The organism is Pantoea sp. BR_17 (genome assembly GCF_041955125.1).
Taxonomy (GTDB): Bacteria; Pseudomonadota; Gammaproteobacteria; order Enterobacterales; family Enterobacteriaceae; genus Pantoea; species Pantoea stewartii.
The window spans coordinates 321,480-334,842 of the sequence record NZ_JAVAXT010000004.1; the positions used below are offsets into that span (position 1 = coordinate 321,480).

8 protein-coding genes and 1 tRNA gene are annotated in these 13,363 nt (G+C 52.7%); 6 read left to right on the forward strand and 3 right to left on the reverse strand.

Annotated features, from left to right (window positions below; all coding sequences use genetic code 11):
- Nucleotides 1-113: 113 nt before the first annotated feature.
- Genes RAC60_RS09340 through RAC60_RS09360 form a run of 5 tightly spaced genes read left to right on the forward strand, consistent with a single transcriptional unit; the run spans nt 114 to nt 8,884 of the window.
- Nucleotides 114-2,327, forward strand: a complete 2,214-nt coding sequence (locus tag RAC60_RS09340) for a type VI secretion system Vgr family protein (protein WP_054633587.1) — start codon at nt 114-116, stop codon at nt 2,325-2,327.
- A gap of 12 nt (nt 2,328-2,339) precedes the next feature.
- Complete coding sequence (locus tag RAC60_RS09345) at nt 2,340-3,890, forward strand: hypothetical protein (RefSeq protein ID WP_375093438.1); 1,551 nt, start codon at nt 2,340-2,342, stop codon at nt 3,888-3,890.
- Nucleotides 3,887-4,015, forward strand: a complete 129-nt coding sequence (locus RAC60_RS09350; RefSeq protein ID WP_096010432.1) for a hypothetical protein — start codon at nt 3,887-3,889, stop codon at nt 4,013-4,015. The genes RAC60_RS09345 and RAC60_RS09350 overlap by 4 nt, the downstream gene beginning before the upstream one ends.
- A gap of 10 nt (nt 4,016-4,025) precedes the next feature.
- Nucleotides 4,026-8,138 (forward strand): RHS repeat-associated core domain-containing protein, encoded by a 4,113-nt coding sequence (locus RAC60_RS09355; RefSeq protein ID WP_375093440.1) that lies wholly within the window; start codon nt 4,026-4,028, stop codon nt 8,136-8,138.
- Nucleotides 8,132-8,884, forward strand: a complete 753-nt coding sequence (locus tag RAC60_RS09360) for a macro domain-containing protein (RefSeq protein ID WP_054687633.1) — start codon at nt 8,132-8,134, stop codon at nt 8,882-8,884. Before RAC60_RS09355 ends, RAC60_RS09360 begins: the two co-directional genes overlap by 7 nt.
- Before the next feature lie 351 nt (nt 8,885-9,235).
- Here RAC60_RS09360 and RAC60_RS09365 read toward each other — a convergent pair whose 3' ends face one another.
- On the reverse strand, nt 9,236-10,474 hold the full coding sequence (locus tag RAC60_RS09365) for an MFS transporter (protein WP_054633591.1): 1,239 nt from the start codon (nt 10,472-10,474) through the stop codon (nt 9,236-9,238).
- A gap of 673 nt (nt 10,475-11,147) precedes the next feature.
- On the opposite strand from RAC60_RS09365, the gene hemH reads away from it, so the two are divergent.
- Nucleotides 11,148-12,110 carry a ferrochelatase gene (hemH, locus tag RAC60_RS09370; RefSeq protein ID WP_006119604.1) on the forward strand — a complete coding sequence of 321 codons (963 nt, stop codon included), beginning with the start codon at nt 11,148-11,150 and terminating at the stop codon, nt 12,108-12,110.
- Nucleotides 12,111-12,313: 203 nt separating this feature from the next.
- Here hemH and RAC60_RS09375 read toward each other — a convergent pair.
- Both RAC60_RS09375 and mtfA read right to left on the reverse strand, forming a co-directional pair.
- A tRNA-Asn gene (locus tag RAC60_RS09375) sits at nt 12,314-12,389 on the reverse strand.
- 112 nt (nt 12,390-12,501) lie between these two features.
- A complete protein-coding gene (gene mtfA / locus RAC60_RS09380) occupies nt 12,502-13,269 on the reverse strand; it encodes a DgsA anti-repressor MtfA (RefSeq protein WP_375093443.1) in 768 nt (255 codons plus the stop codon).
- Nucleotides 13,270-13,363: the final 94 nt, after the last annotated feature.

Consider the following 13,363-nt stretch of genomic DNA (forward strand, 5'->3'; position numbering starts at 1 on the left):
ATATTAGCCATTGTCTTATTTACTTAAACAATCGATCCGATCCATCCTAAACCTTAAAACAAACGTACTCACGAAGTCCCGCGTGACTTCAGTCTGACGTCAGGGTTCGATTTATGCTCAATCGCATTACTGTTCAGTTACCCGTTGAAGGCTTGCTGTTCTGGAAGCTATCTGGCCGAGAGGCCCTGTCTGAATCGTTTATCTTAACGCTTCAGGTTTTAGGGACCGATGCGCGTATCGAACGCAGCGCGTTGCTGGGTAAAGCCGCTACCGTAGTGGTGCCGACGCAAAGTCTGGCAAATCCACGTTACTTTAATGGCAAGATCACGCGGGTGGCGGTGAGCGCGGTAGAGATGTCAGGCACGCGTTATGCTGTTTACACGTTAACGCTTGAGCCAGATCTGTGGCCGATGAAACGTGACCGGAATCTGCGCATTTTTCAGGAGCAAACCGTTCCACAAATCGTGCAGACGTTACTCAGTGAGTATCAGGTTAACGTGGAAAATAACCTGTCGGGTAGCTATCGCAGCTGGGATTACTGTGTTCAGTATCAGGAAAGCAGTTTTGATTTCATCAACCGACTGATGGAGCTGGAAGGCATTACCTGGCACGTTCGCCATGAGGCCGGTAAGCATACCATCGTGCTCACGGATGCCACTGCGCAGTACACGCCATTTAGTGGCTATGAAGTGATCCCCTATCATCAAACGCCTTCAGGCGGTTCCACCAGTGAAGAAGGGATAAGCCAGTGGGCCCTTACTGACAGCGTGACGCCGGGTTTATACAGTCTGGACGACTACGATTTTCGCAAACCTAACGCCTGGCTCTTCCAGGCACGACAAAATCCAACATCTCCTTCACCCGGCACCATTGATGTGTATGACTGGCCGGGGCGGTTTGTGGAACATGGTCATGGCGAATTTTATGCCCGCATCCGTCAGGAGCGTTGGCAGGTAGAGCATCAACAAACCCACGGCACCGCGACGGCAATGGGGATTGTGCCGGGCAGCACGTTCCAGCTCACCAATGCGGCCTTTTTCAGCGATGTCGGTGAATATCTGGTGACTGCTGCTGACTACCAGTTTGAGGAGAATCGCTACGCCAGTGGCCCGGACAGCCAGACGATTCATCGTACGGAGTTTAGCGTGATACCAGCGGGTGTGGTGTTTCGTCCTGAGCAGAAAACGCCGTGGCCGCGCACGGGCGGCCCGCAAACGGCGAAGGTGGTCGGGCCGAAAGGCGAAAGTATCTGGACCGATCGCTATGGTCGGGTCAAGGTTAAGTTTCACTGGGATCGGCTGGCAAAAGGTGACGATACCAGTTCCTGCTGGGTGCGTGTTTCCAGCGCGTGGGCGGGACAAGGTTTCGGCGGCGTGCAGATTCCACGCGTAGGCGACGAAGTGGTGGTCGACTTTATTAATGGCGACCCTGATCGGCCAATTATCACCGGTCGCGTCTATAACGAGGCCAGCATGCCGCCCTGGGCTTTGCCCGCTGCCGCTACGCAGATGGGATTCATGAGCCGCTCAAAGGATGGATCGCCTGACAATGCCAATGCGCTGCGTTTTGAAGATAAACCCGGCGAAGAGCAGCTCTGGTTGCATGCTGAACGTAATATGGATACCGAGGTTGAAAACGACGAAACCCATGATGTCGGCAGCAATCGCACCAAAACCGTTGGTAAAGACGAAACCAGCCATATCAAGCAGAACCGTACACGGACCGTGGATGGCAATGAAACCATCTCGGTTGGACAGGACCGCAGTAAAACCATCAGCGGCAATGAAACCACCACGGTTCAGCAAAATCGTACGGAAACGGTGAAAGGTAATGAAACGCTCAGCGTTGAGCAAAACCGCGATGAAACCATTACCGGAAACCATACCACGACGGTGAAAAGCAATAACACCGGCACAGTAGAAGGGAAGCAAACGCTAACGGTGATTCAGGATCGGACCCGTACGGTGCAGGGCAATGAAAAGGTTAGCGTGCAGCAAAACCGAACCGTGCAGGTGACGGGTAATCAGACACTCGACGTGACGGGTAATCGTCACGTCAGTGTCAACAGCAATGAGGCCCGTACCATTGCGCAAAAGCAGGATGTGACGATCGGCGCTGGGCGCACGCTCAGTATCACGGGGGGCGATACCCGCTTTACTCAAGGAAGCGTGGCCGACAGTGCCACGGATACGTTTCATATCAACGTCGGTGAGAGCGGGATTTTAATCAGCAATGGCAGCGTGCAAATTACGGCGGGCGGATCGACGATTACCATTAATGCCGCCGGTGTCATGGTGAATGGCAAAAAAATTGAACTCAATGCCTGACAGGGATGAGAAATGAGCACCGCAAAGAATCCCACTGAACGTGTTATGACTGAGCTGGAGCTGAGCTGGTTAACCGCCACGGAAAAGACCGACGCGGGTCTGTTTATCTGGCGCGTTCCAGCCGCAGGCGAATCACTACTTGATGCGTTCATCGCCCTTCAGCAGCATCCGGAGGGGCGTTCCGTACCCGATATATTCCTTGGTCTGTCTACGGCGTTTGAAACCGGTTATGGCTATAGCGATGCACTGTCGCGTGACTTTCTTGAACATTATGACGCCACGCCCGATGCGGCACATTGGGATGGCGATGTGTTGCTGCCCTGCTACACCATTGAACAGCTTTGCGGCCTGTTACAGGACTTCGCCGATCATTTTGCAGAGGATGTACGTTACCTGGTTCTGGTGCTTAAACCCGCTGCCGTAAGTGACGAGAGTGCGTTGATGCGCTGGCTGAAACGCTGGCTGGCTTCCTCCGCGCCTGCGCCGCGTTTACTGCTGATTGATACGCTTGAACAACCGCTTTGGCAGCCACTTCATGACGCGCATCCTGATCGCGTCCAACTGATTGTCGATCAGGTCGATGGCATGAAGGTGATGCATCAAACCGCCCAGCAGCAAAGCGATCCTGATACCGATCGGGCATTGCTGCGGCGTTACCTTGCCGATGCGATGCTCTTGCTGGAAAAAGGGACCGCCCAGCAGGTCGCTGCGCGCGGCAGTCTGGCGTTAGGCATTGCACAGCGGCGAGGCTGGCCTGATCAACAGGCGATGTTGCATAACCTTATTGCGGGCGGCTGGCTGAAAGGCCAGGATCACAATAAGGCCGTCGACCACTATCGTGAGGCGCAAAACGCGTCCAGCAGCGTGGCGGACCCCGTTGTCAAAGGCCAGCTTCGAACGCAGAGTACGTTTGGCGAAGCCGGTGCCTGGTTTTCACATAAAGAGTACGTTCGAGCGGCACAGTGCTACCGGCAGGCCGCGCGTGAGGCAGAGGTAATCCCCCATCCTGTGTTTGCGATTGAGGGCTGGCGCATGACTGGCTTCTGTTTATGGCTCGCCGGACAACGCCCGGCTGCCATGGAAGCCTATGGTAAGGCCGTGCGAGCCGCAGAGAATGTGCCCCTGGCCGAGCGGGGCGAAACCACGCTGCCGCTGGTCTTTCAGGATCTTCTGCGCAGTCACGATAAACGCCGCACAGAGGCGCTTGAAGCCTATGCATCTCGCTGGCAATCCGATAAACAGCGGCTTATTCAGCAGGCCGACGCGAACCTGCCGCTTGTGCCCACCCCATCGCAGGTCCGCCAAACTGACAGCCTGCTGCAACGCCAGCTCGAGGCAACCTTTTTACTTATTCGCGAGGAGCGGGAAACACTCATCCGCAATGGCGATGACAGTTTTCGCCGTGTCATCCACCTGGCCCGTGAAAAACTGCATCCGCAGTGGAATGGCTTACCTGACATCGCCCATCCTTTTGATGCCCCGCCGGGTGAATGGCAAAGCCTGCCTGCGTGGGGAAGCACTGAACCCTTAGCCACACAACCTGCAGGGAGCAACACATTGTGAAAAACCGCATCATCCTTATTGTCGTCGTCACGGTCCTGGCGCTGCTGTTCTTAAGCCTGTCCGATAGCGGTCTGGCGACGGAAGTCAGAACATTTTTGCGCGCGCTGCTGCGAGCCATTTTCTGAGGCCTGATTCATGCATTCCGGTGCGCACTTTGATCCGCAGCTAGGACTGGACATTCACACCTATCCCTGGCCTTTACCGACGCCTCACATCGGTATTGTGTTTGATGTGTTTGACTATCTGCCATTGATTGGCACTACGGTGCATGTTAACAGCATCAAACGGGCCAGCGCGGGAACGGGTGGAATGTCGATACATATCCCCGTTGGCGGCGTTTGGGTGCCGCCGTTGCGTGCGCCCGGCGGCCCACAGATTGAAGATGAGCTGTTTATGGGCAGTAAAACGGTTTCGGTGGATGGTGAACCGTTTTCCCGAATTGGCATGCCGGTACTGAGTTGCAATATTGTCGGTATGATTCCCCCGTTTCGCCTCAAGCGCGTCACTAAACCCAAACCGTTGTCCCTGACGCTACCGCTGACGTTCAACCTGGCCATCCCCAACAATGTCATCGTAGGAGGGCCACCAACAATCAATTTGATGGCGCTGCTGATGCGTGCCGGGTTGAGCGGTCTGGGAAAAGGGCTGAAGAAGTTCCGGAAGTCGGTGAAATGGCAAAATTTCATGAAACGCTTTGGCGACTACAGGCGCAAATTGTTTCGTAATATGGAGCCAGGGGTTCTCAAGTGTAAGGTTCTGCGAGCGGAACCGGTCGATATTCGGGATGGCAGCGTCAGTCTTGAACAGCAGGATTTCCTGTTGCCGGGCCGGCTGCCGCTGGCCTGGCATCGGACGTATTCGTCGGCCGATGTTGAAACGGCAGGACTTTGTGGCTATGGCTGGCTGACACCCGCGGATACCCGGCTGGAAATCCTGACTGAAGAGGGCATTGCGCTCTTTATTCAGCCTGACGGGATGACGCTTTTTGCCGCCCTGCCACAGGAAGACGGACGTAAACATGCTGTCATGGGGTTGCCGGATGGCAGCCGCCTGTGGCGAGACAGCGCCCAGGGCCAGGTGACCTGGTGCGTTGAGCAGGAAGCGGGGATCCTGTGGCATTTCACCGGTGCCGATGGGCGGTTACCGATACAGCAATTATCCGATCGTAACGGAAACGGCTGGGCCTTTGAATGGCAGGACGAGATGCTGATTCGGCTTCGCGAATTCAGCCTTAACGGGTTGACCGGACGAGAGGTCCTTGTCACTCATGATAAGGGCCGCCTGAGTAGCTTACGCCTGCACAATGCGCTGGACGGTGACATCACGCCGCTGACGCGCTACGAATATCATGCCAATGGTCAACTTAGCGCCGAAATTGATGCGCTATCGCATCCCCGGCGTTTTGACTATCAACAGTTTTATCTGGTCAGTCACTTTGACCGAAACGGCCAGGGATTTCATTACCAGTACAATCAGGACTGGCGCGTCATTCACGCCTGGGGTGACGGCGGCGTCTGGGACTACCACTTCGCTTACGAACCGCTGCTCAATGAGGTTGAAGTAACGGATTCACTGGGCCACCTCTCACGTATTACGTTTGACGACAATGGTCTGCCGATCGCCGAAATCGATCCCTGTGGCGGGAATACGGTATTTCGTTACGACGACTTTGGTCGAACGGTAGAAGTGATTGAACCGGATGGCAGCATTCATCAATGGGATTATGATGCGCAGGGCCGCATGGTCGCTGAGCATTTACCCGACGGCAGCATGGTGCAGGCCGTTTACAATGAGGATGGCCTGCCGCTGGCGATCACCGATCAGAAAGGTGCGGTCTGGCACGCCGACTATGACAGCGGTGGCAACCTTATTGCCAGTCGCGATCCGGGCGGTGTGACGGCCCGTTATCAGTTCGATCGGCTTGGCCAACTGACCCAGGCGAATGAGCCGGGTGCACCGCAAACAGAGTATCGGTATGACCGCTTTGGTTTCCTGCTGGTGGTCAGCGTGGCAGGCGCGGGAGAGACGCGTTTCAGGCACAACGTACGTGGGAATTTACTGGAACGTGCTGATGCCAGTAACGGTGTGACCCGTTTTTACTGGGATTCGAAAGATCGCCTCATCGCCACGGTCGACCCGGCGGGTGGCGATGTCCGGATTGAGTATGACCGTGAAGATGAGCCTGTCACGTTTACCGATGAAGTGGGGCAGACCACGCGTTTTTACTATAACGGCACAGGCATGCTCACCGCCTGTGAAACGCCTGATGGTGCCCGGCTGGGTTATGAATACGATCCTGAGGACCGCCTGCTGGCCGTGATTAATCAATCTGGTCAACGCTGGCAGATGGAACGAGATGGGCTTGGACGTGTGACGGCCGAGCAGGATTATTGGGGACAAAAAACGCAGTACCGTTGGGACAAAGGCAGCCGCCTGGCCGCACGTTGCGATCCGCTCGGACGTGAGGTGCACTATGGCTACGATAAAGCCGGGCGCCTGAGTGAACGACGTAGCGGTGATACCTTGCAGGCAACGTTCCACTATGATCCCTGCGGAAGGCTGGTGCTCTGCCAGAATCCCTGGCGGCGACTCAGCTGGCGCTACGATGACGCGGGACGGTTACTGACAGAAGATCAGGACGGCTTTCAACTTCGCTACCATTATGACGAGCAGGGACTTTTGCACGAGCGTGAAAGCGACAGTGGCCATCGGGTGGTTTATCGGTACGATGCGTATCAACGTTTACGCACCGTGCAACTCAACACTGATTCGCCGATCACCTTTGATTATGATGCCGCGGGACGGTGTATTCATGAACAGTTGTCAGAGGCATTGACGCGCACCCTGAATTACGACCACCAGGGACGGCTTACGTCACAGCAGGTACTACAAAATGATTTACCGCTGTTTGCCAGTGGCTTTGTCTATGACAAAAGCGGAAATATGACTGCGCGTCACGACAGCCAGTGGGGCAACGATCGCTATCGTTATGACCCTGTGGGCAGGCTGACGGCACAAATCACCCCTGACGGGGCACTGCGAAAGTTTGTGCAGGATGCAACAGGTAGCCATTTGCAGACGCAAACCCGTGAGGTTAATGACCGCGCGGAAGGTTGGTTCCGGGAGGGCGTGCATCAGGGCGTTCGTTATGTTTATGATCGTGCCGGTGAGTTACGCCAGCGACGCCGAGTCGCGGGGACCGCGGGTGATCAGGATGAAAAAGAAGATTTCCTCTGGGATGAAAATCGACAACTGATTGCGGTGCGTAAAGGGAACCATCAGGTGCGCTATGGCTATGATGGGCTGGGCCGCCGGGTGTTTAAGCAAACCGACAGCGAAACGCGCTGGTTCTACTGGCAGGAGGACGCGCTGGTGGGCGAAACGCTCACCCGCACACATGAACCTCTGGCCGCGCAGAGTATCTTTGATACAGGCAGTCGCCTTAAGCGACAAAAAGCACAGGCTGCACTGTTCAGCACGATGCGGGAATACGTCTATTATCCCGGCACGTTTCGACCGCTGGCGTTGCTGACGCAACAGGGGGACAGTAAACAAAGCTGGCACTATCACTGCGATCCTAATGGCGCACCAGTCAGACTGACATCCGTTACTGGTGAGATTGTCTGGGCAGAAAAAACCGGTGTCTGGGGTGAAAAAGGCCAAATCTTTGCTGATCAGATCGAAAACCCCCTGCGTTTTCAGGGGCAGTATTTTGATGCCGAGACGGGGTTACATTATAACCGCTATCGGTATTATGACCCTGAGATTGCGGCGTATATCAGTCAGGATCCGATAGGGCTGGCGGGGGGGGTTACTCCCTATCGTTATGCTCCAAATCCATTTGTATGGAGTGATCCACTCGGGCTTACGACGGAGGAAATAAAAACTTTGTTCCATTTCACCGATTTGAAAGGAATGGAGGGTATTAAAAACAGTGGAGTTATCAGGCCTTCCACGGGCGGTGTTCATGCACGTTTTGGAGATGGTCAGTATTTTACTAATGTTCACCCAGATAGGATTGGTGGGCGTACATTAAAAGATTTAGAAGACTCTGGTAAAATATCTTTGGGGCAACTTGCGGCTAACATTTATGGTGATGCAAGAAAGTCTGGTAGTATCACTCATTATGTTGAGATTGATGTGACAGGGTTGAATATAACTGAGCCGAGACCGGGTACTTTCTTAGTCAAGAATGACAAAGAACTTGATGTCTCGAACCGAATAGTGAGTAGTGGGAGTTCATGCTAGTGAGTAATAAAAGTTACTACCGTGCGGTTTCAGAATTTTTGAGGGGAGCCGGTGTTGTCTATACTGAATTCATCGGGGAAGTGGCAACCAGACAGATAAGCGTTTTTGAAGGAAATCATTACTCTTCATCTTCAGTCACTGACTGGCATGAAGATATCGGTTACTTACTCTATGATGGCAAAAAAAATGAGTTAGATTTATCTGATTCTGAAGAGATTACAGATGAAAATTTTGAAACCGAATGGAAAAAAACACTCGTCAATGAAGACCAAATAGCCTATATCCATCATCATAGTGGAGATGCATCAATACCATTTAAAGAATCAGTTATTATTTTGCACGTTGTGAATAACCTAGGAAAGTGGGGGAAAGGTTTTGTCCTTTCTTTGTCTAAAAGATATCCGTTGGCAAAAGAAAAATATTTGGCCTCTTCGCGAATTGGGTATAAGATGGGCGATGTGCAATTTATTGAAGTGGATACTCTTAATAGAGTATTTGTAGCAAATATGGTTGCACAGGAAGGAATAAAAAAATCCCAAAGAGACGCTAAAAGATACATTTCATATGAGGCTCTTGAAGAGTGTCTGGAAATTGCAAGTGACTATGCATTGTGCAATAGATTAGAAGTTCAGATGCCAATGATCGGTGCAGGTCTGGGCGGCGGAGATTGGCAAGTTATTATTGATATTATAAAAGATAAACTGACTTATAAAAAAATACCCTGCCATATTCTAACTTTAGACTAGATGGCAAGAAAGGGCTTTTATCAGCCTTTTCTTTTTTCTCGCTTTTTCCTTTTAATTAAGGTTTTTTATGAGGGTTTAGCTTTCCTTTTTTATGTGAAAAAAATAATATTACTCTAGTTCATAGTGGCGAAATTTTAATAAGTCGTGCTACTTTGCTATGATTTATTCTGTGATAAATTTTCTTTTTTTGGTGAATTAGCTAAGTCATATTAAAACTAGAGCTGAAAATTAGATGTTAGATATAAATTGGAAAAAAACTTATAAAAAATGCCGCTAATGCGGCAATTCTTAATTCTATGAGCATTATTATAAATAAATGTTCGGCTGGGTACACTTAAAATACCCCCTCACTCACACCACCGTTTCATTCTCAAGCTTCTGCCTTTTCCGCAGATTCGGAAAGAGCATCATCCAGAGCCCAACCACCACCAGTGTCCCGACGCCGCCAATGACGGCGGCGGGCACCGCGCCCATCCATGCCGCGAGCAGCCCGGATTCAAACTCACCCAATTGATTTGAGGTATTGATAAAGATAGCGTTAACCGCATTGACGCGGCCGCGCATCGTATCCGGTGTATCCAGCTGAACCAGTGCGCCACGGATCACCATGCTCACCATATCGAAACCACCCAGCGCGGCCAGCGCCAGCAGAGAAAGCCACAGTTTTGTTGAGAGCGCAAACAGCAGCGTCGCCAGGCCAAAACCGGCCACGGAACCAAACATAATCATGCCAACATGTTTTTCCAGCTTATGGCGGCTGAGCCAGACGCCGACCAACAGGGCACCCACTGACGGCGCACCGCGTAACAGGCCAAGTCCCCATGGCCCGGTGTGCAGAATATCCTGGGCGAAGACAGGGAGCAGGGCGGTCGCCCCGCCCAGTAAGACGGCGAACAGGTCGAGCGATATCACGCCCAGAACATCCTTGCGTTCGCGAATAAAGCGTACGCCCATAAACATGTTCGACAGCGTCATCGGCACACGTTCCTGAGGAGGACGCTCATAACGTAAGCAACTCACCAGTATCAGCGAGAATAAATAAAACAGGGCTGAAACCCCGTAAACCACCTCGGGACCGGCTATATACAGCAGTCCACCCAGCGTTGGCCCGACAATCACCGCCGCCTGACCGCCAACAGAGCTGGCCGCCATGGCGCGCGCCAGAATCGGTGGCGGGACCAGCGCCGGCAACATAGAGGTAATGGCTGGCCATTCCAGCGCTTTCGCCAGCGAAATCAGAAAGACCAGCCCCCAGATTTCAAGTTTGTCTGCCCAGTGCAATAGCGTCAGCGCCACCAGACCGAGCAGCGCGGCCCACTCAATCAGTTGGCCGATAACCACGATACGGCGGCGGTCGAACTGATCGGCCAGATGTCCTGCCGGCAACGCCAGAAGCACTGAGGGCAGAAACTGCATCAGGCCAATCATGCCTAACGCCATCGCGCTGTGGGTTATTGCATAGATTTGCCAGCTGACGGCCACGGAAAACATCTGAAAACCAAATGAAGAACAGGTTCGGGCGAGCCAAAACGCCACAAATGACCTGTGTTGCAGCAGCGAGTCTTCGCCTGTTGAAACGCCTGTACGCATCCTGATACCTGTCCCGAAAAGCCTCGCGGCAAAAGTGATTGCCTCAGTCTGATTGATGACCGTGATGCGGTCTGGTTTTTTCTGACTAAAGCATGGCGATGTTACTGCCTGGCGGTCCGCGCGATATTCACGTCATGGGCAGCGTCAGTCAGCACAGATAGAGCCCTAAATATTAGCATGCTCAATATTCAGTTTAATAAATCAAAATATCGACAAGATGTGATTTTAACCCGCTGAATAATGGGGAATTGACGGATTACTTTTTATCATTCACCACAGAAAATGTACGAGCCGATCGGAAGGGACGCGACTTATCAGAGCTATTGGTCTTTCGTCGACGCAGCGATGATAAGATACGATCAAATGTTTTTTGACCGTCAGGCAAAGCCGTGTCAAAAAGCAAATAAAGGCGGGCTCGCAGGGCATAACGCTTTTTACGGCGTAAAAGACGTTAAAGCCCGCCCGACTGTTTCATCCATGGTCCGGGCTCATAAGGCGGCGTAAGACGTCAGCAAAGACGTTGGCAGGCTGACTCTACGTCGTCGCAGAAGTCCGCGCCATGCCTTCGTTTCGCCGTCACTGACGCAAAAGGCGCAGACGGAGGAGATGATGTCCCTGAGTGTGCTACAGTGTTCAGGCACTTTTTTCCTTGGGTTTTCAGAGGTCCCAGCTAATGACGAATAAACAGGGTGTTTTAATTGTTAACCTTGGAACACCAAAAGAACCCACGACTGCTGCGGTTAAAACATTTTTATCGAAATTTTTGCACGACTACAGAGTGGTCGATTTACCCCGGATCCTGTGGTGCCCGATCCTGCATGGCGTAATTATCCCGCTACGCGCCAAACGCGTCGCCAAATTGTACTCCTCTATCTGGATGGACGAAGGTTCACCGCTGATGGTGTACAGCGTCCGTCAGGCGCGCGCACTGGAAGCGCTGACGGGCATGCCTGTTGAGCTGGGCATGAGTTATGGCGAGCCGAGCATCGGGGGCGCTATCGACAGGCTGCTGGCGAAAGGTGTCGATAAAATTATCGTTATTCCTTTGTATCCGCAGTTTTCCTCGTCCACCGTGTCATCCGTTTTCGACAGCGTGAGTCGTCACCTGCAGACGATGAAGAACCGCTACACACCGGCGATCAACTTCATCAACGACTATGCCGATCATCCTGCTTATATCGATGCGTTAAAAACGTCCGTGCTTGAATCGTTTGAGGCCAATGGCGTGCCGGATGCCTTACTGGTCTCCTATCACGGTATACCGGTCAGGTTTTCAAACGAAGGCGACAAATATCAGGAGCGTTGTGCGTTAACGACAAAATTACTCACCGACGCCCTGAACATGCCTTCGCTAAAAGTAGTGATGACCTTCCAGTCACGCTTTGGCAGGGAACCCTGGTTAACGCCCTATACCGATGAAACCATTAAAAATCTGCCTGCGGAAGGCGTAAAAAGCCTGCAGGTAATCAGCCCGGGCTTTGCGGCAGACTGTCTGGAAACGCTGGAAGAACTGGATGAGCAGAACAGGGAAATCTTTATGCATGCGGGCGGGACGTCCTTTACCTATATTCCTGCGCTCAATGATAAACCTGTTCATATTGAGATGCTGCGCCAGCTGGCGGAGGGCGCGAAATAGCGTGCTGCGGTCCGTCACTTGTTAAAGACCGGTAGCGACAAAGCCAGAATGCGTTCATTCTGGCTTTGTGTTTTTATTAACCTGCAGCATTTTATGATGGCAGATTGCTAAATTTGGCCGTAAAGCAACGCGCGGAAAGAAGACAGAGAAAGGCGATCGGCTGAAAAGCAAAAAGCCTGCTCGCAAGCAGGCTTTTTTAATACTGGCTCCTCTGACTGGACTCGAACCAGTGACATACGGATTAACAGTCCGCCGTTCTACCGACTGAACTACAGAGGAATCGTGTGAACGAGGCGAATAGTAACGAGGTCGGCTCAGGGTGTCAACAGTATAAAAGCGTTTAGCATTCAACTGGCTAGCTTTAAAGCAATGCGTCTGCAAAGCAGGCGATTTAGTCGTGGGCGGCTCCTGTTCTGCTTAACGGGTCCTGCTGATAAAACTGCTGAAGATGACGGTACATGGCCGGGAAACGCTCCGCCAGCAGGGCCGGGGCCGTAAAAAAATACTCGGATAATACCGCGAAGCACTCTGCCGGATCGCTGGCGGCATAAGGATCGATGCTGGCGGCCTGCTCACCGACACTTTCCACTTCATGTTCAATCCCGGCCATCGCGCTTCGCAAATCTTTTTCCCATTGGGCAACCTCACGTAGCGGCATCATTGGCACGCCGCTGGTATAACCGCTACCGCGCGCATCCAGTTTGTGCGCCACTTCATGAATGACCAGGTTGTAGCCGGAAAGATCGAAGGAGTCCTGAATATCCAGCCAGTTGAGCACGATTGGCCCTTGCGTCCAGCTTTGCCCGGCATGGACGGCGGGGGCGTGATGGACCAGGCCATGCTCATCCTGCCACAGGTCATCCACATTGAAAGGCTCGGGATAGATGAGCACTTCGTGAAAGCCGTCCAGCCAGTCGAGCCCCAGCTTCAGCACCGGCAGGCAGAACAGCAAAGCAATGCGCACGGTACGCAGCGCATCAAGCTGACAGCCTTCAAGCGGAACCAGTTTTTTTTGCTGCAGAAAATGCTGAGCCATGGCCTGCAGCGACTGACGTTCATCGTGGTTGAGGAGGGTAAAAATCGGCTGTGTCAGCCCGGCCTGCCAGGGCAGGTCAGTCAGATCCGTATTGCTGTGTGTTTTCCATGGCCATTTAAACATCGTTGGTTCCGCACTGAATGCTGCAATTGCAGAACCCTGAGCGACCAGACAGTAAAATGCCAGCATCAAAACGGCATGCTGGCATCGTCAGGCT

Coding starts and splice junctions, on each gene's coding strand:
- RAC60_RS09360 (WP_054687633.1), top strand. CDS start 8,132: ATGCTAGTGAGTAATAAAAGTTACTACCGTGCGGTTTCAGAATTTTTG.
- mtfA (WP_375093443.1), bottom strand. CDS start 13,269: ATGTTTAAATGGCCATGGAAAACACACAGCAATACGGATCTGACTGAC.
- RAC60_RS09340 (WP_054633587.1), top strand. CDS start 114: ATGCTCAATCGCATTACTGTTCAGTTACCCGTTGAAGGCTTGCTGTTC.
- RAC60_RS09365 (WP_054633591.1), bottom strand. CDS start 10,474: ATGCGTACAGGCGTTTCAACAGGCGAAGACTCGCTGCTGCAACACAGG.
- hemH (WP_006119604.1), top strand. CDS start 11,148: ATGACGAATAAACAGGGTGTTTTAATTGTTAACCTTGGAACACCAAAA.
- RAC60_RS09345 (WP_375093438.1), top strand. CDS start 2,340: ATGAGCACCGCAAAGAATCCCACTGAACGTGTTATGACTGAGCTGGAG.
- RAC60_RS09355 (WP_375093440.1), top strand. CDS start 4,026: ATGCATTCCGGTGCGCACTTTGATCCGCAGCTAGGACTGGACATTCAC.